Below are 23,164 nucleotides of genomic sequence, written 5' to 3'. Positions count from 1 at the left end.
GGGCACTGCGTGACGAGGACGCCACCGAGCCTACGCCGGGACCCCGCGGCCCCCGGTAACCCGCTGACCGCCCACGGCCCCGTCCGCGGGGCCCGGTCCCTGCCGCACCCGCCCGCTGCGCAGGACGACGACGGCGAGCACCGAGCCTGCCGCGCCCACCACCACGAGCGGGACAGTGAGCAGCGTGACGATCTCGATCAACGGTGGGGCCGCCGCGCAGACCAGCGCGACCAGCACCAGTGCGCTCGGCAGGCTGCGCTCCCGCCCGCCCCACGGCTCCACCGAAGCCGTCTCCGCGCGCCGTAGCACCGCCGCGACGAGCATCACGGCCACCCAGCACACCACCGCCAGCGGGATCCGCAGCAGCCACCACCCAGCGGAACCGGGTGCGGGGTCCCAGCCGCCAGCGAAGAACCACACGGCCATGACCGCCACGACCACGGGCAGGTGCCACAGGTAGACGGTCATGGCGCGGGTGCCGATCAGGTGCGCGACCACCCGGGCCGGACGCCGGGTCATCAGCCGCCGCAGCGCCGGGGAGAACACCTCCAGCAGGCACGCCTGAGCGAAGCCCAGGACCACCATGCAGACCGTGGGCGGGTTGAGATCGGTGAGCATGTCCGGCGCGTAGGGGCCCGCCGCCACGCACACCCCGAGCAGCGCGAACGACGCCGCAGCGAGCGCCACGAGCAGCCCCCGAGAGCGTGCCGCGAACCAGCCGTCCGCGCGGAAGAAGCCGAACTGCTGCACGAGCGGCCACACGAACACCATGTTCAGCAGCCTCCACCACTGCTCCCCGCTGGCCGCGCTGAGCAGGTCCACGATCACGGCACAGCACAGCAGGAACCAGCACCACACCCACCCCATACGCTCGTGCAGTGCCAGGAACGTGGGAGTGAGCGCCTGGCAGATCAGGTACGCGGCGAGGAACCACAGCGCCATGCCCACCCCGGACAGCGCGAAGGTCACCAGTTCGTACGGCGCTCCCGCCGCGAGCGCGGCCCCGGCCACCAGGGCCAGCGCGCACCACAGCACGGCGGCCGGCTGCACGAGCCGCAGGGCACGCTCGCGCACGTACTCCGCGGGGTCCATGCCCTGCGCCCGACGACGCCGCCACGCCCCGGCCGCTGCCGTTCCGCCCACAACGAAGAACAGGGGCATGATCTGGAAGATCCAGGTGGCCCACCAGTACCAGGGCTGCTGGGTGGGCACGAGCACGGAGCGGATCTCCCCGGTGGCGGGGTCTGCGGTGAGGGTGACCATGAGGATGTGGATGCACACCACGGCGATCACGCAGCCCACGCGGGCGGCGTCCACGGCGGGGTCGCGCTCGACGGCGGGCGCTCCCGGCGGCCGGGGCGTCCCGGCAGCGGTGAGATCGTGCTGCATGAGGCTCACTCTAGGGCGGGAGCGCGCTGGCGCCAGGGCGGCACGCGCGGCTCTGGAGCGGGGATGGGCAGGGGGTGGGGAAAACCCCACTGCAAACCGGTGGCTGGCTCTGGCGCGAGAGCCGGCGGGGTGTCCGTAGCGTGGAGGCCATGAGCACACCAGCCTCGCGACCCACTCCGCCGTGGGACGCCACCGAACCTCTTCCCCCGGCCTCGGGCTGCACCCGGCCGCTGCCGCCGGTGGGCGCCACCCGCGTGCTGCCCCGCGAGGACGCCGCAGCGCACCGCGCGCTGCCTCCCGTGGGCCGCCCGGAAGGTCTGGAAGACCGGTACGGCGCCCGCTCCGCGAACCGCGCGAGTCGCCCCCTAGCCGGGGACGACGACGTCGACGGCGGTCCCGGTCAGGCGCCGGCCGGAGGCCACGTGCCGCCCGGCCCGTCGGTGCCCGCGATCCGCGAGTGGCGCATGCTCTCCCCCAAGACCCTGTTCTTCGGCAGCCTGGACCTGGTGGTGGACGCGGCGCTCAACACGGCGCTGCTGTGCCTGATCGGTGCACTGCTCGTGACCGGTGTGGCCGCCATCCCCGCGCTCGGGCTGGGAGCGCTGGTGCTGGCCGCCACGGTCTACGTGATGATGGCGGCGGTGTGGTTGGAACGGCGGCGCTCGGCGTCGTCGTTCGGTCTGGACATCCGCGACCCCCAGCGGCGCCGCACACCGCGCACGGACTGGGTGCGGATCCCCCACCAGATCTGGCTGGACGCCAGCGACGGCCCTCTGTGGCTGGGGATGCTGCACCTGGCGATCACGTGTCTGCTCGGCTGGCTCATGCTGGTGCCGTTCGTGGTGGCCGGAGCCGGGATCGCAGCGGCCACCACGCCGCTGTACATGCCCGCCGACTCCGTGGTGCGCACCGGGCTGCGCTCCGTCGGGGACGTGCCGGAGTGGGCCCTGATCGCGGGCTCGGTGCTCGCGGTGGTGCTCGGGATCCTGCTGGGCGTGCTGCTGACGCTGGCCCACCGCGGGCTCTCCGCGGGGTTGCTGCGCCAGAGCGAGGCCGCCCGGCTGCGCCGCGAGGCCATGGAGTCCGAGCGCCGCGCGGAGTACGAGTCCGCGGCGAAGGAGTCCGCGGTCCGCGGCGCGGAGACCGAGCGCTCCCGCATCGAACGGGACCTGCACGACGGCGTGCAGCCCCAGCTGGTCTCGGTGGCCATGAACCTCTCGATGGCGAAGTCCAGGATCGACACGGACCCCGCGGCCGCGAAGGAGCTCGTCGCGGAGGCCCACGGCACCACCAAGGCCGCGATCACCGAGCTGCGCAGGCTCGCCCGCGGCTTCCACCCCGCGGTGCTGGAGGACCGGGGGCTCGACGCAGCCCTGTCTGCCATCGCTGCGCAGGTCCCGTTCCCCGTGGACGTTGCCGTGAACGTGCCGCGCCTGGAGCCGCGCACGGAGGCCGCCGTCTACTTCGCAGTCTCGGAGAGCCTCACCAACGCGGTCAAGCACTCCGGCGCCCGCTCCGCGGACGTGGCCGTGTCCGTGCAGGACGGCCCCGCCCCCGGGACGAGCGTGGTGGTGGCGGGGGTCCGCGACTCCGGCCGCGGCGGCGCCCAGGTGGTTCCCGGTGGTGGCCTCTCCGGCATCCGGGACCGAATCCGCTCGGCCGGGGGACGGTTCTTCCTGAACTCTCCCGCGGGCGGGCCCACCGAGGTGGTCGTGGAGCTGCCGCTCGGCAGCACCCGCCAGGACACCCCGGCCGCGGCACCCGGCCACCACGGGGAGACCCAGCACGGGACTCCGCGCGAGCCCCAGTGTCAGGCCCCCGAAGGGGATCCGGGAACGGGCGGCGCGGCGTCGTCGTCATCGTCGCGGACCAGCACCGGAGAGGGAAACTGAGATGCGCATCGTGATCGCCGAGGACGCCGTCCTGCTGCGCGCCGGACTGGTGCGCCTGCTCACGGACGCGGGGCACGACGTCGTCGCGGAGACTGACACCGCCGAAGGGCTCGTGAAGGCCGTGGAGGAGCACCGACCGGACTTCGCCCTGGTGGACGTGCGGTTGCCGCCCTCCTTCAGCGACGAGGGGATCCGTGCCGCCGTGCTGATCCGTTCCGCCCACCCGGACGTGGCCGTACTCGTGCTCTCGCAGTACGTGGAGGAGCGCTACGCGTCCGAGCTGATCGCCTCGCGCCGCGAGGGCCTGGGCTACCTGCTCAAGGACCGCGTGGCGGACGTGGAGCAGTTCCTCGAGTCCGTGCAGACCGTGGGCTCCGGCGGCACCGTGCTGGACCCGGAGGTGCTCACGCAGATCCTGGTGCGCTCGCGGCGTCGTGAGGACCTGGAGCTGCTGACCCCGCGTGAGCGCGAGGTGCTGGGGCTCATGGCGCAGGGGCTGTCCAACGCGTCCATCGCCGCGAACCTGTACCTCACAGAGTCGGCCGTGGAAAAGCACATCGGCGCGATCTTCGCCAAGCTCGGCGTCACCTCGGAGACCGGCAACCGCAGGGTCCTGGCCGTTCTCAAGTACCTCGGCTACTCGGACCGCTCCCGCTAGGACACGACATGAGCACACAGTTTCCCGATCCCTCATCCTCTTCCCCCTCGACGACGCCGCCCGCGGGCGTTCCCGGCGACGGCCGCCCTCCGCGGGAATCCCGCGAGCCCCGCATCCACGACCGGCCCGTGTCCCGCGGCGAGCGCCGCGCGTGGAACACCGCGACAGCCGTGCTCGGCGGAGTGGTTGCCCTCGGACTGCTCCTGGGCGGTGCCGGGACCGCGGCGGCGCTGGCCCTGACGCAGGAGCGCGACGGTTCCTGGACGGCCGACGCCGTGGTGTCCACCATCCGCGTGGACGCACCCACCGCCTCGGTGGACGTGTCCACGAGCCCCACGGTGGACCACGTCCAGGTGCAGTGGCACGAGACCGGCCTGCGCCTCGACGCCCGGCAACCGGAACCCACACTCGACAAGGGCACGTTGCGCGTGGAGTACCCGTCCCCGCAGTCGGGCTGGAACAGCAGCGCCCGGACCCTCTCGGTGGTCGTGCCTCAGGGAGACCCCGCCGTCTCGCTGGACCTCACCGCGTCCCGCGACACGGTGAACATCCAGGGCGCGTACCAGAACGTCACCGCCACCACGGAGGTGGGCTCGATCAGAGCCCAGGACGTGGAGGCCACCGTTCTCAACGCCCGCGCGACCACGGGTGACGTGCTGCTGGACGGCGTGCGCGTGAGCAACCGTCTGGATGCCCACGTGTCCCAGGGCATGGCCATGGTCAACGTGCACGGCGCCGCGCCCCGCCGAACCTCGGTGACCGCGACCACCGGCGGCTACGGGGCCGCCTTGCCTGCCGCCGACTACTGGTACCCCGCCGGCAGCCAGAAGGACTTCCCGGACCCGCACCATCCGCGCACCGTGAATCCGTGGCCCGAGGGCGACCCGGAGTCGCCGTCCTCCTCGAACTCCGGGACCTCCGAAGACACCGCCTCCGGCGATGGTGTCTTCCCCCTGACCGCGGCTACCGCGGACACCCATCAGACCGTGCCCGCCGCGGTGCGTTCCGAGGCGGGCACGTCGTCCTCTCTCGACGCGGACACCGTGTGCGCCTCCGCACCCAGGGGCCGGCCCTGCCTGTTCCTGAAGGGGACGCCGGTGGACGTGCGGGACTCCGGAACCGTGGACTCGTGGAACGGCGACTGGCAGGAGCCCACGGAGAATTCCCCCGGTTCCCTGAGGTCGTCGGATTCCCCCCGTTCCTCGGGCTCCCCGACCCCGGCAGTGACCACCGCTCCGGCCCGGGAGCAGTAGATCTCCCGTCCGGGGCGTACGGGCCCCGGACGGGCGCCCCGCGGCACCGCTGACCAGGCGGGCCGCGGGGCTTTTCTCTGCCCGCTTCCCGCCCCGCGCCACGCCCGTTCCCCGCCGGTCGTGCGGGCCCCCCCCGTTCATGGCACGGGACCGCCCCCATCGGTCGTGCGGGCCCGCCCTGAGAGACGGAGGCGGGCGGGCGGCGTCGGCCTGCGGCGAGGCCCCGGCAGGAGGTGAGGCGCCGGTGACCACGGATGACGGGGACCGTGGCTCGCCCCGTAGCCTGGTCGGGTGACCTCCACCGATCCCGCCCTGGACCGGACGCGCATCCGCCGCGCCCGGCTCGCCGCGTCCCTGTTCTTCCTGACCAACGGCGCGATCTTCTCCAACCTGCTGCCGCGGCTGCCCGAGATCAAGGACATGTTCGAGCTCTCGAACGCCGCGTACGGACTCGCGGTGATCGCGTTCCCGATCGGTGGGGTGGTGGCTGGCCCGCTGCCAGCCCCCGTGCTTCGGCGCTTCGGGACGGCCCGCACCGCCGCGGTGGGCTCCGTGCTCCTGGCCGCGGCCGTGTTCGTGGCCGGGTCCGTTCCCGTGCTCGCGGTGTTCGGCGCGGGGCTGTTCATCGCCGGGGTGCTGGACGCCGTGGTGGACACCGCCCAGAACGCGCAGGGCCTGCGGGTCCAGCGTCTCGCGGGCACGTCCATGATCAACTCCATGCACGCACTGTGGAGCGTGGGTGCCGTGATCGGCGGGCTCATGGGCACCACGGCCGCGGCCCTGCACGTCCCCCTGGTGTGGCACTTCCTCACGAGCGCCGTCCTGTTCTCCGCGGTGGCCGTGGTGGCGCTGCGCTGGGCGGTCCCGGACGACCACGAGGCCCACGCCGCCGCCCAGGCCGAGAACGTCCCCGTGGACACCGCCGGGCTCCCCCGCCTGCCCAGGGGCACCGGCGCCGCCCTGCTCGCCCTGCTGCCCATCGCCGTGGTCGCGATGTCCGGGGTGCTCGTGGAGGACGTGGGCTCCAACTGGTCCGCCGTGTACCTGCGGGACGTGCTCACCGCGCCGGTGGCCATGGTGGGGCTGGGCTACGTGAGCCTCGTGGGCGCCCAGTTCGTGGGTCGCATCCTGGGGGACAGGCTCATCGACGCGCTCGGTGCCGTACGGGTCACCCGCATCGGCGGGGTGCTGATCTTCATGGGCCTGGGCGCCGTGGCGCTCGCCCCCGCCCCCTGGCTGGCCCTGGTGGGCTTCGCCCTGGCCGGGTTCGGCTGCGCCACCATGGTCCCGAACGCCTACGCCGCCGCGGACCACGCGCCGGGCCTGAAGCCGGGCACGGGGCTCACACTCGTGAGCTGGTGCATGCGCATCGTCTTCGTGGCCTCCCCGCCGCTCGTGGGCCTGCTCGCGGATGCCGCGGGGCTGCGCACCGCGCTGCTCGTCTTCCCGCTCATGGGCGTGCTGGCGTTCTGCTTCGCCGGTGCCCTGCGCGTGCGCGCCCGCTCCTGAGCCGAGCGTGTCCGTGCTCGGGGCCATACTGGGGTCATGACTTCACAGTTCGGTCAGATCCGTTCCGAGCAGGGCCCGTCCCTACTCCGCTCCGGCTACCTCTTCGCCTCCCGCGCACGACGCCGCGCGGGCCTCTCCTCCGACTCGGGGTGCCCCGTCCGCATGCCTCTGCTGGGCAAGCAGACCGTCCTGGTCCGCGGTGAGGAGGGCGTCAAGCTCTTCTACAACACCTCCCGTGTGCGGCGCGACGGCGCCATGCCCGGAGTCGTGCAGGGGCCGCTCTTCGGTGCGGGCGCCGTGCACGGGCTGGACGGCGACGCCCACCGGGTGCGCAAGAACCAGCTCGCGGACATGGCATACGAGGACGAGCGCGTGGCGGCCTACAAACCCTTCGTGGCGGAGGAGCTCGAGGACCTCGTGGCGCGGTGGAAGGACGGCGAGAACGTCTACGACAGCACCGCCATCGCCTTCGGCCGCGCGTCCTTCCGGTGGGCCGGTCTGCAGTGGGGCGTGCCGGAGATGGACCGCTGGGCCCACCGGATGAGCCGCCTGCTGGACACCTTCGGGCGCCCCGCCACGCACCTGGTGTCCCGGCTGGACCGGATCGCCCTGGACCGCCGCTTCGCCGCGCTCATCAAGGACGTGCGCGCGGGCAAGGTCAACGCACCCGAGGACTCCGTGCTCGCGCACATGGCCGCCCTGGTGGATGAGCACGGCGAGCTGGTGGACGCGAAGACCGCGGGCATCGAGCTGCAGAACCTCACCCGCCCGAACGTGGCCGTGGCCCGCTTCGCCGCGTTCGCGGCCACCGCCCTGGTGGAGCACCCTGAGTGGGTCGAGCGCATCCGCGCCGCCTCCGAGCAGCGCGGCGGCACCCTGCTGGACGTCCCCGAGGCCGTGGCCTTCGCGCAGGAGGTCCGCCGCGTCTACCCGTTCGTGCCCATGCTTCCCGCGGAGGTTACACAGGACACCGAGATCCAGGGCTGTCCCGTGCACAAGGGGGAGCGCGTGGTCCTGGACATCCTGGGCACCAACACGGACCCGGCGTCCTGGGACCGCGCGGCCACGTTCGACCCCGAGCGTTTTCTGGGGGTGGCGGACGCCGAGGCGATCACCACGTTCATCCCCCAGGGCGGCGCTGAGGTCCGCACGGGCCACCGCTGCCCCGGCGAGAAGATCGCGGTCACGTCCCTGTCCGCCGCCGTGGTGGCGCTGTGCCGGCCGGAGGTCCAGCTGCCGAGCGACCAGGACGACCTCACGTTCTCGTGGACCCACATGCTGACCCGCCCGGCCACCGGGGTGCGAGTCCGCACCACCCGCTGAGCACGGTGGCGCCGGGCCCACCCGGTCCCGGCGCCGCCCCGCCACCCCGCACCGCCCCGGACGACGCCGCCGGGGGGCTCGCGCGGGAGCGCCCCGGCGGCGTCGTGGTCCGCACTCAGGGGCCGGGCCGCCTCAGATCAGGCCGCGCAGGATGCCCTTCCAGTACAGGGCGGGTTGCAGCCAACGGTCGAAGAGGAACGTCCACGGGCGGGGGTTGGCGAGGTCACGCACGCCGAACGAGGGTTCCGGGCGCAGCTTCCGGTCCACCTCCGCGAGCAGCAGCGTGCGCCGGGACAGGGCGATGGGCGCCACGGTGTAGCCGTCGTAGCGCTGGAACTGCGCCGAACTCGCAGCGAAGATGTTGTGCACGAGCACCGGGCTCTGACTGCGGATGGCCCCGCCGGAGGACATCACGCCCAGCCCGGCGGCGTCCCCGAGTGACCACACGTGCGGATCGCGCACGTGCTGCAGGGTCTCGGGGTCCACGTCCACCCGCCCCACGGATCCGCCGTCGCCCAGCCCGCTGTCCGAGATCCACGCCGGGGCGCGGTGCGGGGGAACCACGTGCAGGGCGTCGTAGTCCACGGTTTCCGGCGCCCCGTTGCGCGTGATGCGCAGAGCCCTGGCGTCCGGGTCCACGGACTCGATGCACGCGTCCAGGACGGTCTCCACGCCGTAGCGCCGCAGGGCGTCCGCGATGTGCCCGGCCACCCGCGGCTCCGGGAACAGCTCGGGGGCCTCCACGACCACCCGCACCCGCAACCCGCCCAGGACACCGGTGCGGCGCCAGTGGTCGCACGCCATGAACAGGGGCTTGTAGCCCACACCACCGCACGCGGCGTCGTCGAAGCGCACCGTGAACACTGCACTGCCCTCGCGCAGCCCGGACATCAGGTCCCAGGTCTTGGTGGCCAGCTGCGTCTCGTAGTTGGTGGCGGCGAACGGCCCGTCGAGGGCGGCCTGTAGCCCGGGCACGCGGTCGAGGTCCGGGGTGATGCCGGGGGCCACCACGAGGTCGCCGTAGTCCAGCTCGGTGCCGTCGTCGAGCGCCACCGTGCGGGCCTGCGGATCCACCCGCGTGACACGGGCACGGAGCCACCGGGCTCCGGAGGGCATGTGCCGCCGCTGGGCCTTGCACACGCTGCTCAGACCGGCCATGCCCGACCCCACGTAGGAGAGCATGGGGCTGTAGGTGTGGGTGGGGCTCGGCTCCACCACGGTCACCCGCGCCGTTTCGCCCGTCCTCCGGCGCAGGATCCGCGCCGCACAGCTCAACCCGGCGTTGCCGCCCCCGATGACCACGATCTCGCGCACGCGCACGTCCCCTTCTCCGGTCGGACCGCCCTCCGCGGCGCTCCGTGGAGGCAGGCTAGCACCGGGGCAGGGGGTCCCGGAACGGGCTGCGGTTCTGCCGGCCGGCCGGCCCGGTGGGCGCTCGCGGGCTCGCCGGAGCACGGGAAGGCAGGGACGGAGCCCACCGCCGCAGCCCCCGGGGCAGGGCGGGCGTCACGCGCCGGTGATCACCGGCTCGGGATCACCGGCACAGGTTCACCGGTTCGGGGCGGCAGGTGCGGGCACCGCGTCCGGTGCGGCCGCGGGCGGGGTGTAGGGCGGGGTGCGGGTGGCGATCTCCTGCAGGGCCTGCAGCTTCGCGGTGGCCGCGGTCGCAGCCTTTGCGTCCTGGGGAGGCTTGGCGGCGGCCACCACCGCGCGGTGCGCCGCGTTGAGCTGCGCCACGTACGGATCCCCCGCGGGGAGCTTGAGGGCCACGGAGCGCGTCACGAGCGCCTGCAGCTGGGACTCCAGCGGGGATCCAATCACGTACGCCTTTGCCTGGTCCCCGGCCCCCAGCTGCAGGTGTGCGGCAAGGACCGACTGCGTGCGCTGGTGCAGCTGTTGCGCGGTGGTCAGCGTGTCGATGGGGGCCGTGCGCGGATCCAGCGGCGGGGTCCCGGGATTCGGGGGCGTGGGCTTGGGCTGCGTCGGCTTGGGCTTGGGCTGCGTCGGATGAGGCTTCGTCGGTTTGGGCTGCGTCGGGTGGCCGGTCCCCGGCCGGGTGGGCGCCGGGGTCGAGGGCCTGGGCCTCGGGGAGGTGGAGGGTGCAGGCTTCTGCGAGCCCTTCCCGCCCGTGGGAGCCGGTGTGCGGGGGCCCGTGGAGGGCTTCTTCCCCTGCCCCGCCGGCGACTTCTTCGGGGCGTCCTTGGCCTTGGGGCTCTGACCGCCCAGCGCCACGACCTCGTCGGTGCCCTTCCCGCCCTCCGACGGGGAGGGTGCACGGTGCGTTCCGCCGCCCGGGGGCGTGGCGGGGGCCTGGTCCGCCGTGGAGTACGCGGGGCGTGAGGCGCGGATGATGTCCTTGTCGGTCTTCCAGTCGAAGGACTGGGCGTCCACCACCTTGCCGTCCACCCACGTCTCGAAGTGCAGGTGCGGACCGGTCACACGCAGGCCGGTCTGACCCACCTCGCCCAGCTGCTCGGATGCTTTCAGGGAGTCACCCACGCGCACCATGACCTTGCTGAGGTGGTTGTAAGTGGTCTTCATGCCGTTGGCGTGGGAGACCTCCACACGGTTGCCGCCCCACACGTCCCAGAACACCGCGGTCACGGTGCCGTCGAGGGCCGCGACCACGGGGGTGCCCTCGGGGGCGGAGATGTCCGTGCCGTTGTGCAGCTCGTGCTGACCGGTGTCCGGGGCGGTGCGCCACCCGAACTCGCCGCCCTTGAGCACGATCACGGGCTGCGCGGGGGCGATCAGCGTGTTGACGGGGAGCTTTCCCTCGAGCGTTGCGGGAGCGTGGGTGGAGGGCGCCAGAGACGAGACTCCGTTGACCCCGCCCGTGGAGCCGGTGGAAGACGCCGGAGAGGATGCCGCCCCGCCCTCCGCGTTCGGGGCGGCGCTGCCCGCCACCGAGAACGACGCCGGGACAACCTTGGACTCGTCGATCGCGGCCTGGTCCGCCACGGAGGCGAACAGGGACGCGCGAACCGGCTGCGCGGCGGCGTCGTCCCCCGCGCCCCCGGGCTCACCGGAGGTTCCCACCTGCTGCGGCCCCTGCGCGTCGTGCGCCATGGCCGGCTGCCAGGGAGCTGTGACGGTGCCGTTGCTCACGGCAACGCTCACGGCCACGAGCAGTGAGAAAGAGGTGAAGGCGGTCAGCGCCATCGAGGGCTTCTTGACCGCAGAGGAACGTGCGCGTGAACGAGCCATAAGTGTGATCGAGTCTCCCGGGAGGAACCCCGGCGCTGTGAGCCCGCGGGCCGGTGGTCAGTGGCGCCAGTCTAGGCGAGGTCCAGGTCTATATGTAGTTGCATCTACAGATGACATCTCGTGTCAGTACTTCCCGGACCAGTCCTCTTCCACGAGCCCGCGGACGTAGGCCGCCTGGCCCACATGCTCGGCGGCGTCGATCACGGTGGAGACAATGCGCATTCCCCGGGTCACGGGCGGATCCCACGACTCGTCGATCACCTCGTCCAGGTCCTCCTGGGAGAGCCCGCGCACGTACGTGGCCGTCCCGCAGCACACGGCGCGCAGGTAGCCGAGCAGCAGCCCGGGGTCCGAGACCCGCACCTTCGCCACGTCCTCGGGGGTGTCCCCGAAGCCGGAGTCCGCGCTGGAACGGCCCAGGTCGAAGGAGTTGTTCCAGCCCTCCGCCGTCCAGACCTGCTCCGAGCCGCACAGCTGCGCGACCTGCACGTCCTGCTGCCGCGCCGCGTGCCACACGAGCCACGCGATCGAGTTGTGGGTCTTCTCCGGCATCGTGTTCAGCACGGTCGAGGAGATCCCCTCCAGAGCCGCCTCCGCGGCGTCCACCGGGCGCCTCGCGGCATCGGCCATCAGGTCCTGGGCGCTCATGGTCCTCCGTTCCGCGCCGGGTCCCGGCGCCGTGTGTTCTACGTCGTGCGTCCTGCACCCCACTGTACGGTCGCGGCGCCGCGGGCGGGAGGGGTGCCGGAGGTGAGAGGGCGCCGCGGGACCGCAGGACGCCGGGAGCGTAAGGGGCGACAACGCCGCATAGCAACGGCCAGCCCCGGACACACCGGGGCCGGCCGCAGGACCGTTCACTGAGAGTCGGGGGTCAGCCCGCCACGCGCACCAGCTTGGTGTTCGCGAACTCGCCGAAGCCCCAGCGGCCCAGCTCGCGGCCGTAACCGGAGCGGCGCACGCCGCCGAAGGGCAGCCCGGCCTTGGTGGTGCCGTGCTCGTTGACGTAGGTCATGCCCACCTCGAGCTGGCGGGCGATCTCCTCGGCCTTCGCGACGTCGGAGCTCCACACGGAACCGGAGAGCCCGAAGGACGAGTCGTTGGCGAGCTCCACGGCCTCGTCCACGGAGTCGTAGGAGTAGACGACGGCCACGGGGCCGAAGATCTCCTCCTTGAAGGCGTCCATCTCGCGGGTCACGCCGGTGAGGACGGCCGGGGACATCCAGGCGCCGTCCTTGTCAAGGGCCTTGCCACCGGTGTGCAGAGTGGCGCCCTGTTCCACGGCGCGCTCCACCTGGGCCACGGCGTCGTCGCGACCCTGGACCGAGGACAGCGGGCCGACGTCGGTCCCGTCCTCGAGGGGGTTGCCCACCGTCATGGCCTCGACGGTCTCCACGACCACCTTCACGAACTCGTCGAACATGCCCGCGGGCACGAAGATCCGCTTGGGCGAGTTGCAGGCCTGGCCCGCGTTGCTCATGCGGGCGGTGGCCACGGTCTTCGCGGTCTTCGAGACGTCCACGTCGTCGAGCACGACCAGCGGGTCCGAGCCGCCCAGCTCCAGCACGCTCTTCTTGAGGTTCTGCGCGGCGGTGGTCGCCACGGCCTTGCCAGCACCCTCGCTGCCCGTGAGGGAGACGCCGCGAACGCGCGGGTCCGCCACGACGTCCGTGATCTGGTCCGTGCTCACGAACAGGTTGATGTAGGCGTCCTCGGGGATGCCCGCGGCGTGCAGGATCTCCTCGATGAGCTCCGCCGTGCGGGCACAGATGGACGCGTGCTTAAGCAGGATGGTGTTGCCCAGCATGAGGTTCGGGGCCGCGAAACGGGCCACCTGGTACTGCGGGAAGTTCCAGGGCATGACACCCATGAGCACACCCACGGGATCGGTGACGACCACGGACTTCGCGCTGTCGCCCACGTCCAGGGTCTCCTCCTGCAGCAGCGCGGGCCCGTGGTCCGCGTACCAGCGGTAGATCGAGGAGGACAGTGCCACCTCGCCCTGGGCCTGCGCGAACGGCTTGCCCATCTCGGTGCTGATCACGCGGGCCAGCTCGTCCCCGCGCTCCTGGAACGCGTCCGCCACAGCGGCCAGTGCCGCCGCGCGCTGTTCCGCGGGGGTCTTGCGCCACGAGGTGAATGCGGCGTCCGCGCGCTCGACGGCGCGGGCGACATCCGCGTCCGTGAGAGAGGTGAACTCCTGCTCGACGACGCCGGTGGCGGGGTTCTCTGTGCGGTAAGCCATGAGGTCTCCTTCTGTCGCGGATTCTCTTCGGGGGTCGTCGCGCGACCCCTTCACCGGTTCCAACACCGGCCCCCGGGGGAAAGATTCCCGGCGCGCGGGCCGCGCCCGGAGCAGCCGGACGACGCCGCCCCGTAGCGCTGGAAGGGTGCCCGTGCCCTCCGCGTGCGCGTACCTGGGGCTGCACGCGGCGGTGTCCCGCGCCTGACGCGGCTGGCGGGAGACGCCGGAACTACGTCAACGACGCCGTCCCGGGCTCCCGGCGCCCCACCCACCAGAAGCGCAGCCACACGAGCGCGAAGACGGCGATGAGCGCGAGCCCGGCCTGGCCGAGGTCGATCTCCGCGAGCGCCGTCGTCGCCGGGTCCTCCAGCCCCAGGAGGTCGTGAAAGAAGCCACCCAGGGTGATCGTGGCGACGAACAGCGCGGAGACCGCGGAGATCACGGTGACGGTGGTGTTGAAGCGGCGCCGGGTGCCCGCCTGCGTGAGGGCGTTGGAGTAGAGCTTCATCATGCCCAGCCCGTTGAGGGTGTCGCACAGGGTCATCGCGGCGGTGAAGGCCACGGGCAGACCCAGCAGCGCGAGTGCCGGCACTCCGGCCAGGGACGCGGAGACGGTGAGCAGCAGCAGGCCGATCGTGGTGGCGGTGTCGAACCCGAGGCCGAAGAGGAAGCCCAGCACGAAGATGTCCCGCGGGCGGCGCACCCGCTGCAGCGGCTTGCGCAGCAGGCGGGAGACGAGCCCCCAGCCGCCGTCATCCGCTGCGCCGTCGCCCCGCGCGCCCACGGCAGAGTGCTGGTGCGCGGTGGACCGGCCCCGGGCCAACCCCACCGAGATGCTCGCGTTGTAGAGCCCCAGCACCAGCAGGTACACCCCGGAGACACCCGCGCCGATCAGCCCGAGCACGTGGTTGGCGGAGCTGCCGTCCTCGAACGCCCCGCTCACGAACTGCGCCCCCGCCACCACCATGGTCCCGGCGAGTGTCACGACCAGGGAGTGCCCCAGACTGAACGCGAAGCCCACGCTCGCCGGGTTCATGCCCTCGGAGACGAATTTGCGGGTGGTGTTGTCGATCGCGGAGATGTGGTCCCAGTCGTAGCTGTGCTTCATGCCCGCTGCGTACGCGGTGAGCACCACGCCCAGGGCCAGCGGCTGCGCACCGGGAGCGAGTGCCGTCGCCAGCAGCGCGAACGCGAGCAGGTGCAGGGCGGCCACCGCGGCGAGCGTGAACCCCACCCGCGCGCGCAGCGGCAGGGTGTGCCGGTCCGTGACATAGCGACGGTAGAACGTGGGGTGGGACGTGGTGGACACTGTTCTCCTCGGTGGGTGGTGCTGGTCAGTACTTGCGCAGCCGCAGCGGGGCCTGCCCGCGCCAGCGCTCGTGGAGCTCGTCCACCACGGCTCTATGCAGCGCCGCGACGGCCTCCGTGGAGTCCGCGAGCGAGCGAACGCACACGCACCGCACACCGTACGGCTCCCCGGCGCCCGCGCGCGTGATCCCGGAGTGGGTGTCGGACGCATCCACGAGCTCGGTGAGGCGCTCGTAGAGGTCATCGTCCAGGCGCGCGTCCGCGAGCAGCAGCTGCCCCGTGTGGCTGCGGCCCTCCATGAACCCCACGCCGGTCAGGTCCCCGTGCGCGTCCGGGCGGATCCGCAGCTGGTCGACGACCAGGCGCCGCGGGCGGGCGGCGGGATCCGGCGGCAGCACCCGCACCTCGGTGCGCATCCGCAGCTCGTCGTACGCGAAGGACTCCCCGGACGGTGACCACCCGGGCGTGACGATCTCCGCCAGCACCAGGGATGCCGTGGGATCCATGTCCACACGCGTGCGCTGGATGTAGGACCCGCCGCGGTAGACGATCAGCTGGTCCGGCACGTACTCCAGCACGCTGCCGGGGCCCAGCCGCACGGTCATCTCCTGCGTGGCGGGGCCCTGCGGAGTGCGGTAGACCTTGGTCGCGGACTGGGTGGTCAGCGCCAGGGACGCGCCCCGCTCCACGACGACGTCCAGCAGGTAGGCGTCCGCCCCGAAGTACGCGCCCCCGGGATTGATCACCGTGTAGGTCACCTGCCCGGAGTGGTCCAGGTAGTGCGGACGCAGCACCCGCAGGGCGCCCTCGTGGAACTGCCGGGCCGCGTAGGACCGGCCGTCCCGCTCGGCGACGCCCAGCCGCAGCTGCCCCGTCCACTCGGTCTCGGCCAGGCTCCGTATCCGGGACGACCGCGCTCCCGCGCTCCCAGCCCTGTGCACCGGCGCGGACGGGGCACGCTGCCCGAGCGGCGTCGTCGTGCCCGGAGCCTCGGAGGGCTCAGGCAAGATCGAGCATCAGGACGTCGTTGCGGAGCCACTCCTGGACGCGCTCGAGCCCCTCGTCCGTCTTGAGGTTGGTGAACGCGAACGGCTTGTCCTTGCGGAAGACCTTGGAGTCCTCCTCCATCACGCCCAGGTCCGCACCCACGTGGGGGGCGAGGTCCGTCTTGTTGATGATGAACAGGTCAGACTTGATCATCCCCTGCCCGGCCTTGCGCGGGATCTTCTCCCCCTGCGCCACGTCGATCACGTAGATCGAGAAGTCGACGAGCTCCGGGCTGAACGTCGCGGAGAGGTTGTCCCCGCCGGACTCCACGAAGATCACCTGCAGGTCAGGGAATCGCTTCTTCAGCTGCTCGATCGCGGCCTCGTTCATGGAAGTGTCCTCGCGGATCGCTGTGTGCGGACAGCCACCGGTCTCCAGGCCGATGATCCGCTCCTCAGGAAGCACCGAGTTGCGCGCGAGGATCTTGGCGTCCTCGATCGTGTAGATGTCGTTGGTGATCGCGGCCATGGAGATCTCCTGGCTCATGGCTCGCGTGATGCGCTCCACGAGCTGCGTCTTGCCCGCTCCCACGGGGCCTCCCACACCGATGATGACGGGGTCCATGCTGTTCCTCCTGCTGCTCGTCGTGCTTCTGGTTCCCATGACGTGTCGTGCGTTCCGCCGGTTCATGCGGCCGTGCGGTTCGTGCGTTGCTGCCGGTCCCGGGTGAACCGGCCCGGGGCGCCCCTCCCGGCCGCGCGTCGTTGTCGTCGGCCTCAGCTCATGAAGAGCCTGGCCCGCTGCCGCTCGTGGTTCATCTGCGCGATCTCCAGCCCGGGGGCCACAGCGCCGAGCACCTCCTCGGCGATGCCCTGCGCCACGAGGTCCCGGGAGACGGCGACGGCGCGCCCCACCCAGTCCTGCGCGTCCCGGATCACGGCCTGGCCGGTGTTCTGCCCCAGCGGGATGCCGCGCACCGCGTTCTGGGTCAGGGAGATCACCGTGGCGTACACGTGCGAGGCCACCGCCGTGTCCTCGGGCACGCCCAGCTCCCGCGCGAGGACGCCCCACACGGTGGCCTGGTGGCCGTGCAGCCGCTCCTCCACAACCCCCTGCTCGTAGCGCTGCACCCACTCGCCGGGGTAGCTGCGGGCGCCGATGCTCAGCAGCCGCCTGCCCATGGTCATCCCACCCTCGCGGATCTGCCGGGGCAGGGCCTGGGCGGTCACGAGGTCGTCCAGGTCCTCGACCCGCTCGAAGTCCTGCGCCGCGTAGACCAGCCGGACGGCGAGCGCGTCCGTGTGCGTGAGCTGCTGGTCCACGAACATCTCCAGCCACGCAGAGAACGACTCCCGGTCCTCCAGCTGCTCCGCGTGCATGTACGTCTCGAAGCCCAGCGAATGGCTGAACGCCCCGGTGGGCAGCGCGGAGTCCGTGAGCTGCATCAGCCCCAGGACCCCGCTCAGGCTCGGCTCCACCACGGTCTCAGTGCGTGTGCTCGGCGTGGCGGAACGGCACCGGCATGACCCGTTCCTGGCGGGAGTACGGAACGCCGTGGTGCTCCAGGAAGTCCTGGACGGTGTGGTCGTACTGCACCACCATCACCTGCGCCCCGTACTCGCTGTCCTCGTCGAAGAACTGCGCCTGCAGGTGCCGGTTGCCCAGGCTGTGCGCCACGAACGCCATCTCCGTGATGGACCGCGCCCCGATCACCAGCACGTCCGTGGGCAGCACCTGGACCACGATGGCGTTGCCCCGCCCGGACCCCGCGTGGCTGTGGTGCCCGGCGGTGTCCGCGACGTCGGTGCCGTCCGCGGCGTCGTGGCCTCGCCCGTCCACGGCCGCGTACCCGTGGCCCTCCCCGGCGCCGCCCTCCGCAACCTCCGTCGCATCCTCGACGGCGACGACGTCCCCGTCCTTCAGATCCGGTGCGCCGGTGGGCAGGCGGAGACCGATCTCGCGGTCGTGGTCGGTGCTCAGCCGCTGGATGCGCTTCACCAGCTCGGTGCTGGGCAGCACCACCTTCTCGACGTGTCTGCCGACCACCAGCTCGCGGCCGCTCTCCTCATGGATGTTGCCCAGGATCTCGGTGACGATCACGGGTGCTCTCCCTTCGCTGTCGAATGTCGTGGTGCGGGACTGCGTGGCCGAAGCCGCCGGCCGCGGCCGGAACGACCGCGAACGGGGCGGGCGTGCGGACCGGGCCGTGCGGCGTCGTCGTCGTGACCGGAGCCGGGCGCGGAGCCGGTGTGGCGTCAGAACAGGAAGTAGCGCTGCGCCATGGGCAGCTCGTCCCGGGGCTCGCAGCTCACGGGAGTTCCCTCCACGCGCACCTCGTAGGTCTCCGGGTCCACGCGCAGCTGCGGGGTCTCGCCGTTGAACTTCATGTCCGCCTTGGTCAGGGTGCGGATGTCGCGGCACTCGCGCACCACCTTCTCCAGCCCGAGCGAGCGTGGCACGCCCGCCCGGATGGATGCCTGGGACATGAACGTGATGGACGAGCGCGCGGCGGCCTTGCCGTACGCCCCGAACGCCTTGCGGTACCAGCGGGGCTGCGGGGTGGGGATGGACGCGTTCGGATCGCCCATCACGCCGTGCACCATCTGCCCTCCCTTGATGACCAGGTCCGGCTTCACCCCGAAGAACTTGGGCTCCCACAGCACCAGGTCCGCGAACTTGCCCTCCTCCACGGAGCCCACCGCGTGCGAGATGCCGTGGGCGATCGCCGGGTTGATCGTGTACTTGGAGATGAACCGCTTGATCCGGTGGTTGTCCGCGCCCGTGCCCTCGTCCTGCGGCAGGGGCCCGCGCTGACGCTTCATGGAGTCCGCGACCTGCCACGAGCGCAGCACCACCTCCCCCACACGACCCATGGCCTGTGAGTCCGAGGAGGTCATCGAGAAGATCCCCATGTCCTGCAGCACGTCCTCCGCCGCGATGGTCTCCTTGCGGATGCGCGAGTCCGCGAACGCCACGTCCTCGGGGATGTCCGGGTTGAGGTGGTGGCACACCATGAGCATGTCCAGGTGCTCCTCGATGGTGTTGCGCGTGTACGGCAGCGTGGGGTTCGTGGACGCCGGCAGGATGTTCGGGTCCTGCGCGAGCTCGATGATGTCCGGCGCGTGCCCACCGCCCGCGCCCTCCGTGTGGAACGTGTGGATCACGCGCCCCGCGATGGCCGCGCGGGTGTCCTCCACGAAACCCGCCTCGTTGAGGGTGTCCGTGTGGATGGCCACCTGGACGTCGTACTCGTCCGCCACCTGCAGGGACGTGTTGATGGACGACGGCGTGGCGCCCCAGTCCTCGTGGACCTTCAGCCCGATCGCCCCGGCCCGGATCTGCTCCGCCATGGGCGAGATGGACGAGCCGTGGCCCTTGCCCAGGATCCCGAAGTTCATGGGGAACTCCTCGAACGAGCGCAGCATGTTGTGGATGTTCCACTCGCCCGGGGTGATCGTGGTGGCCTTGGAGGACTCGCTCGGTCCCGTGCCGCCTCCGATCATCGTGGTGATCCCCGAGACCAGCGCCGTCTCGATCTGGTCCGGGCTGATGAAGTGGATGTGGGAGTCGATCCCGCCCGCCGTGAGGATCTTGCCCTCACCGGCGATCACGTCCGTGGCCACGCCGATCACGATGTCCACACCGCTCATCACGTGGGGGTTGCCGGCTTTGCCGATCTTCAGGACGTGACCGTCGCGCACGGCCACGTCCGCCTTGTAGATCCCCGTCCAGTCGATCACCACCACGTTCGTGATCACCAGGTCCGGGATCCCGACGTCCCGCACGAGCTGCCCGTTCTGGCCCATCCCGTCCCGGACCACCTTGCCGCCACCGAACACGGCCTCCTCCCCGGGGGTCGTGAGGTCCCTCTCGATCCGTGCGAAGAGTTCGGTGTCCGCCAGGCGCACGGCGTCCCCGGTAGTGGGCCCGTACAGGCTCGCGTACTGCTCCCTGCTCATCTCAAAGCTCATGGTCGGCCTTCTCGTTCGGGGTGGGCGGTTGGTCTCGGGGTGCTGGTGGTCACAGCGCTCGCAGGTCCCTGCGGTTCCGCGGCGGTGGTCCCGCTCCGGTGCTGTCTGTCCGGCGGGCGCCCGTCCGGGCACGACGCCGCGCGGCGGCCCGGCTCAGCGGGTCTCGTTGGAGAAGCCCTTGCGTTCGCGCAGCGGCTGCGGTGCGTCCCCCGCCGCGGAACGGTGCCGGGCGGGGGTGACGGGGGCTGTGTCGTCGTCGAGGGACGCCGGCTCGTGGGCGTCCAGTGGGCCGTCCATCAGGTCCCGGAACCCGTAGACGATGCGGTCCCCGCCGAGCGGGATCAGCCGCACCGTGGTGGAGTCCCCCGGCTCGAGGCGCACCGCGGTGCCAGCGGGGATGTCCAGGCGGCGGCCCACGGCCCGGTTCCGGTCGAAATCCAGGGCCCGGTTGGCCTCGGCGAAGTGGAAGTGCGAACCCACCTGCACGGGGCGGTCCCCGCGGTTGAGGACTTCCAGTGTGATGGCCTCGCGGCCCTCGTTGCAGACCACGGGGGTCTCGGCCAGGACGTACTCACCGGGTGTCACGGGTGCTCCTCGCGGGGGTTGCGGTGGGTGGTGCGATCGGTGCGGCGCAGTGCACGGCGGGTCTCACCGGATGGGCTCGTGGACGGTCACGAGCTTGGTGCCGTCCGGGAACGTGGCCTCCACCTGGACGTCCGGGATCATCTCCGGGATGCCCTCCATGACGTCGTCACGGGTGAGAATGGTGCTGCCCCAGCTCATCAGGTCCGCCACGGTGCGGCCGTCGCGGGCGCCCTCGAGCAGCTCGTAGGTGATGATCGCGATGGCTTCCGGGTAGTTGAGCTTCAGCCCCCGCGCCTGACGCCTGCGCGCGAGGTCCGCGGCGACCACCACCAGAAGCTTCTCCTGGTCCTTGGGCTGCAGGTGCATGCGGGATCCCCTCCGGTCGGCCGGCTCGTGCGGTGCGCCGCTCGCGTCGAGGGCTGGCTACCCCGCGATACACGAGCGAGGTCAGCGTACCTCCACACCCGGGGCGCCCCCGGGATCAGACGGCCCGGCGCACCCTGCGGTCCGCCCGGAGGACCCGGAACAGGGCCAGCGCCACCCCTGCGACCAGAATCCCCCCGAACACCGAGGTCCACTGCATGCCCGCGGAGAAGGCGGCCACGGCGGCGTCGGCGACCGCGGATCCCAGCGGGGACTCGGCGGCCACGTCCAGGGCTCCGCCCAGCGTCTCGTGCGCGGCCTGCGCGCTGTCTGCACCCACGGCGGCGGGCAGGTCCAGGTGCGCCTGGTAGAACGCGGTGGTCAGGCCGCCCAGCACGGCGGTGCCGAGGACGGCCCCCACCTCGTACCCGGTCTCGGACACGGCCGACGCCGCACCCGCCTTGGACTCGGGGACGGATGAGACCACGAGGTCCGTGGACAGCGTCGTCGCCAGACCGGTGCCGGCGCTCATGACAGTGAACGCCACGAGGATCGGCGCGGAGGACTGCATCTGGTCCGTGAAGGCGACCACGAAGAAGCCCGCGGCCACGAGCAGCAGGCCCAGCACCACCGCTGAGCGCACCCCCACCACGCGCGCGATCCGCTCGGCGCCCAGGCCGGTGAGGATGGACAGCAGCAGGCCCGGGATCATGAGCAGCCCGGAGGTCATGGGGTCCATGCCGTTGACCAGCTGCAGGTACTGGGTGAAGAAGAACAGGAACCCGAACAGCGCCACGTTGGAAACCATGTTCACGGACAGGCCCCCGGAGAAGCGGGCGCTGCGGAAGAAGCGCAGGTCCAGCATCGGGTAGTTCTTGACCACCTGGCGGCGCGCGAAGAGCAGCCCGCACAGTGCACCCACCGCGATGAACAGGACGCCGTGCAGAGGCGAGCCGCCGATGGCGAGGGACTTGATGCCGTAGACCACGGGGGCCATGGTGGCGACGGCCAGCACGATGGACGCCGGATCCACCGGTCCCGGGTTCGGGTCCCTGGACTCGGGCAGCAGCAGGGGCGCGGCAATCAGGAACGCCACCAGCGCCGGGACGGCCAGCAGGAACACGGAGCCCCACCAGAAGTGGTTGAGCAGGAACCCGCCCGCAATGGGCCCGAGCCCGGCACCCGCGCTGAACCCGGCGGTCCAGATGGCGATGGCCAGGCTGCGCTGGCGGTCGTCACGGAAGACCGTGCGCAGCAGGGACAGCGTGGTGGGCAGCAGCATGGACCCGAAGATCGCGGTGCCCACGCGTGCGGCCAGCAGGAACTCGGCGCTCGGGGCGAAGGCGGCGAGCAGCGAGACGGCTCCGAAGCCGGAGGAGCCGATGATGAGCATCTTCCGCCGCCCGATCCGGTCTCCCAGGCTGCCCATGGGGATCAGCAGCGCCGCGAGGATCAGGGGGTAGACGTCCACGATCCACAGCAGCTGGGCCCCGGTGGGTCGCAGCCCCTGGGAGATCGCGGGCAGCGCGAAGCTCAGGGCCGTGTTGTTCACGGACACCAGCAGCACGGGGAGCATCAGAACAGCCAGTGCGCCCCACTCGCGGGCACCTGCCTTGCGCTGTTCCTCGACCATCACGGACACCTCGGGACCTCCTGGGATTCGGGTTGCGGCACGGGACGGCGGGAGCCGTACACCCTTGTACCGACCCCGCGGACGGGGCACCTCACCAGTCTTTACCGTCCAGACGGTACAGTTAACCTCGCACGGCCCGCAAGCATTCCCATCACACCGTGAGGTCCGCCACCGCCATGCCCCGCAAACCCGAAGCCCGCCAGAAGCTGCTCGCCGCGTTCGAGCACCTCGTTCTCACCGAGGGCGAGCGCGCCGCGACCCTCGACGCCGTGGCCGCCCAGGCCGGCGTCTCCAAGGGCGGGCTGCTCTACCACTTCCCACATCGCCAGGCGCTCGTGGACGCCGCGCTGGCCCGCTGCGAGGAGCTGGCCGCGGAGGACCTCTCCCGGCTCACTGCCTCCCCCAGGGGTGCCGCCCGCGAGTTCCTCGCCACGTCGGTCTACGAGGACAGCCCGCTGGACCGCAGCCTGGGCGTCGCGTTCCGCCTGGTCCAGGCCCGCGAGCCCGGCGCCCGGGAGACGTGCGCGCGCGTGGAGCGGCACTGGTACCACGCGGTGCTGGAGGACGTGGGGGATCCCGTGGTCGCCACCGCCGTCCAGGCCATGGGCGACGGCCTCTACCAGCAGGCGTCCATGGGCCTGCTGCCGGAGAGCAGCGCGGAGAAGCGGCAGATCCTGGAGCGCCTCCTGGAGTCGCTGGAGCGCCTTGCCCCCTAGGTGTAGGAGGGCGTGACGTTGTTGACTCGGGCGGGGGTGCGTGAGGCCGGGGGCTGGTCGCCGCAGGCGGTGTGAGGCCGATGGTAGTTGAAGTGGTTCACCCACACCCCGATCGCCTCCCGGCGGGC

At 71.9% G+C, this 23,164-nt stretch carries 20 protein-coding genes and 1 pseudogene; 6 read left to right on the top strand and 15 right to left on the bottom strand.

All coding sequences use genetic code 11. The features are described from left to right. Positions 1-30: 30 nt before the first annotated feature. Positions 31-1,389, bottom strand: a complete 1,359-nt coding sequence (locus D8M39_RS05450) for an acyltransferase (protein WP_126874577.1) — start codon at positions 1,387-1,389, stop codon at positions 31-33. Positions 1,390-1,538: 149 nt separating this feature from the next. Between D8M39_RS05450 and D8M39_RS05445 the strand changes: the two genes are divergently transcribed. The 5 genes from D8M39_RS05445 (at position 1,539) to D8M39_RS05425 (ending at position 8,024) form a co-directional block, all read left to right on the top strand. Then, positions 1,539-3,281, top strand: coding sequence for a sensor histidine kinase (locus D8M39_RS05445; protein WP_055082019.1), 1,743 nt, complete (start codon positions 1,539-1,541; stop codon positions 3,279-3,281). A gap of 1 nt (position 3,282) precedes the next feature. Further along, positions 3,283-3,939, top strand: a complete 657-nt coding sequence (locus D8M39_RS05440; protein WP_126874576.1) for a response regulator transcription factor — start codon at positions 3,283-3,285, stop codon at positions 3,937-3,939. A gap of 8 nt (positions 3,940-3,947) precedes the next feature. Next, on the top strand, positions 3,948-5,192 hold the full coding sequence (locus tag D8M39_RS05435) for a DUF4097 family beta strand repeat-containing protein (protein ID WP_055082014.1): 1,245 nt from the start codon (positions 3,948-3,950) through the stop codon (positions 5,190-5,192). A 291-nt stretch (positions 5,193-5,483) separates the two neighbouring features. Next, positions 5,484-6,701, top strand: coding sequence for an MFS transporter (locus tag D8M39_RS05430; RefSeq protein ID WP_055082045.1), 1,218 nt, complete (start codon positions 5,484-5,486; stop codon positions 6,699-6,701). A 36-nt stretch (positions 6,702-6,737) separates the two neighbouring features. Continuing rightward, on the top strand, positions 6,738-8,024 hold the full coding sequence (locus D8M39_RS05425; protein WP_126874575.1) for a cytochrome P450: 1,287 nt from the start codon (positions 6,738-6,740) through the stop codon (positions 8,022-8,024). 132 nt (positions 8,025-8,156) lie between these two features. Here D8M39_RS05425 and D8M39_RS05420 read toward each other — a convergent pair whose 3' ends face one another. The 13 genes from D8M39_RS05420 to D8M39_RS05360 all read right to left on the bottom strand — a co-directional run bounded on the left by D8M39_RS05420 (position 8,157) and on the right by D8M39_RS05360 (position 22,320). Next, positions 8,157-9,338 carry an NAD(P)/FAD-dependent oxidoreductase gene (locus tag D8M39_RS05420; protein WP_126874574.1) on the bottom strand — a complete coding sequence of 394 codons (1,182 nt, stop codon included), beginning with the start codon at positions 9,336-9,338 and terminating at the stop codon, positions 8,157-8,159. Positions 9,339-9,572: 234 nt separating this feature from the next. Next, on the bottom strand, positions 9,573-11,186 hold the full coding sequence (locus tag D8M39_RS05415) for a M23 family metallopeptidase (RefSeq protein ID WP_126874573.1): 1,614 nt from the start codon (positions 11,184-11,186) through the stop codon (positions 9,573-9,575). 168 nt (positions 11,187-11,354) lie between these two features. Continuing rightward, a complete protein-coding gene (locus D8M39_RS05410) occupies positions 11,355-11,879 on the bottom strand; it encodes a DUF664 domain-containing protein (RefSeq protein ID WP_055084027.1) in 525 nt (174 codons plus the stop codon). A 223-nt stretch (positions 11,880-12,102) separates the two neighbouring features. Then, positions 12,103-13,473, bottom strand: a complete 1,371-nt coding sequence (locus D8M39_RS05405) for an NAD-dependent succinate-semialdehyde dehydrogenase (RefSeq protein ID WP_055084029.1) — start codon at positions 13,471-13,473, stop codon at positions 12,103-12,105. A gap of 229 nt (positions 13,474-13,702) precedes the next feature. Beyond that, complete coding sequence (locus D8M39_RS05400; RefSeq protein WP_126874572.1) at positions 13,703-14,782, bottom strand: HoxN/HupN/NixA family nickel/cobalt transporter; 1,080 nt, start codon at positions 14,780-14,782, stop codon at positions 13,703-13,705. A gap of 25 nt (positions 14,783-14,807) precedes the next feature. Further along, positions 14,808-15,683: an urease accessory protein UreD gene (locus D8M39_RS05395; protein WP_371413763.1), complete on the bottom strand. Its 876-nt coding sequence runs from the start codon at positions 15,681-15,683 to the stop codon at positions 14,808-14,810. A gap of 97 nt (positions 15,684-15,780) precedes the next feature. Beyond that, positions 15,781-16,392 carry an urease accessory protein UreG gene (gene ureG, locus D8M39_RS05390; protein ID WP_055084033.1) on the bottom strand — a complete coding sequence of 204 codons (612 nt, stop codon included), beginning with the start codon at positions 16,390-16,392 and terminating at the stop codon, positions 15,781-15,783. Positions 16,393-16,544: 152 nt separating this feature from the next. Continuing rightward, positions 16,545-17,249 carry an urease accessory protein UreF gene (locus tag D8M39_RS05385; protein WP_094393356.1) on the bottom strand — a complete coding sequence of 235 codons (705 nt, stop codon included), beginning with the start codon at positions 17,247-17,249 and terminating at the stop codon, positions 16,545-16,547. A gap of 4 nt (positions 17,250-17,253) precedes the next feature. Then, entirely contained in the window at positions 17,254-17,868 is a 615-nt protein-coding gene (gene ureE, locus D8M39_RS05380; RefSeq protein WP_055084037.1) for an urease accessory protein UreE, read from the bottom strand. Positions 17,869-18,023: 155 nt separating this feature from the next. Next, a complete protein-coding gene (ureC, locus tag D8M39_RS05375) occupies positions 18,024-19,739 on the bottom strand; it encodes an urease subunit alpha (protein ID WP_126874571.1) in 1,716 nt (571 codons plus the stop codon). Positions 19,740-19,892: 153 nt separating this feature from the next. Continuing rightward, positions 19,893-20,324: an urease subunit beta gene (locus tag D8M39_RS05370; protein ID WP_055084040.1), complete on the bottom strand. Its 432-nt coding sequence runs from the start codon at positions 20,322-20,324 to the stop codon at positions 19,893-19,895. 63 nt (positions 20,325-20,387) lie between these two features. Next, positions 20,388-20,690 carry an urease subunit gamma gene (locus D8M39_RS05365; protein ID WP_094393355.1) on the bottom strand — a complete coding sequence of 101 codons (303 nt, stop codon included), beginning with the start codon at positions 20,688-20,690 and terminating at the stop codon, positions 20,388-20,390. Positions 20,691-20,805: 115 nt separating this feature from the next. Next, positions 20,806-22,320 (bottom strand): MFS transporter, encoded by a 1,515-nt coding sequence (locus D8M39_RS05360; protein WP_055084052.1) that lies wholly within the window; start codon positions 22,318-22,320, stop codon positions 20,806-20,808. Positions 22,321-22,478: 158 nt separating this feature from the next. Here D8M39_RS05360 and D8M39_RS05355 point away from each other — a divergent pair, with 158 nt between their 5' ends. Then, the gene (locus D8M39_RS05355; RefSeq protein ID WP_232300268.1) at positions 22,479-23,036 is read left to right on the top strand and encodes a TetR/AcrR family transcriptional regulator; all 558 of its coding nucleotides are present in this window, start codon (positions 22,479-22,481) and stop codon (positions 23,034-23,036) included. On the opposite strand, the pseudogene D8M39_RS05350 reads toward D8M39_RS05355, so the two are convergent. Further along, positions 23,033-23,164: pseudogene (locus tag D8M39_RS05350) on the bottom strand (integrase core domain-containing protein); the annotation flags it as partial. The gene D8M39_RS05355 and the pseudogene D8M39_RS05350 sit on opposite strands and share 4 nt — an antisense overlap.

This window comes from Kocuria sp. HSID17590, from assembly GCF_003989485.1.
In the GTDB taxonomy this organism is placed as follows: Bacteria; Actinomycetota; Actinomycetes; order Actinomycetales; family Micrococcaceae; genus Kocuria; species Kocuria salsicia.
The sequence above is the reverse complement of the archived record's forward strand: the minus strand, read 5'-3'. Positions and strand labels throughout refer to the sequence as shown.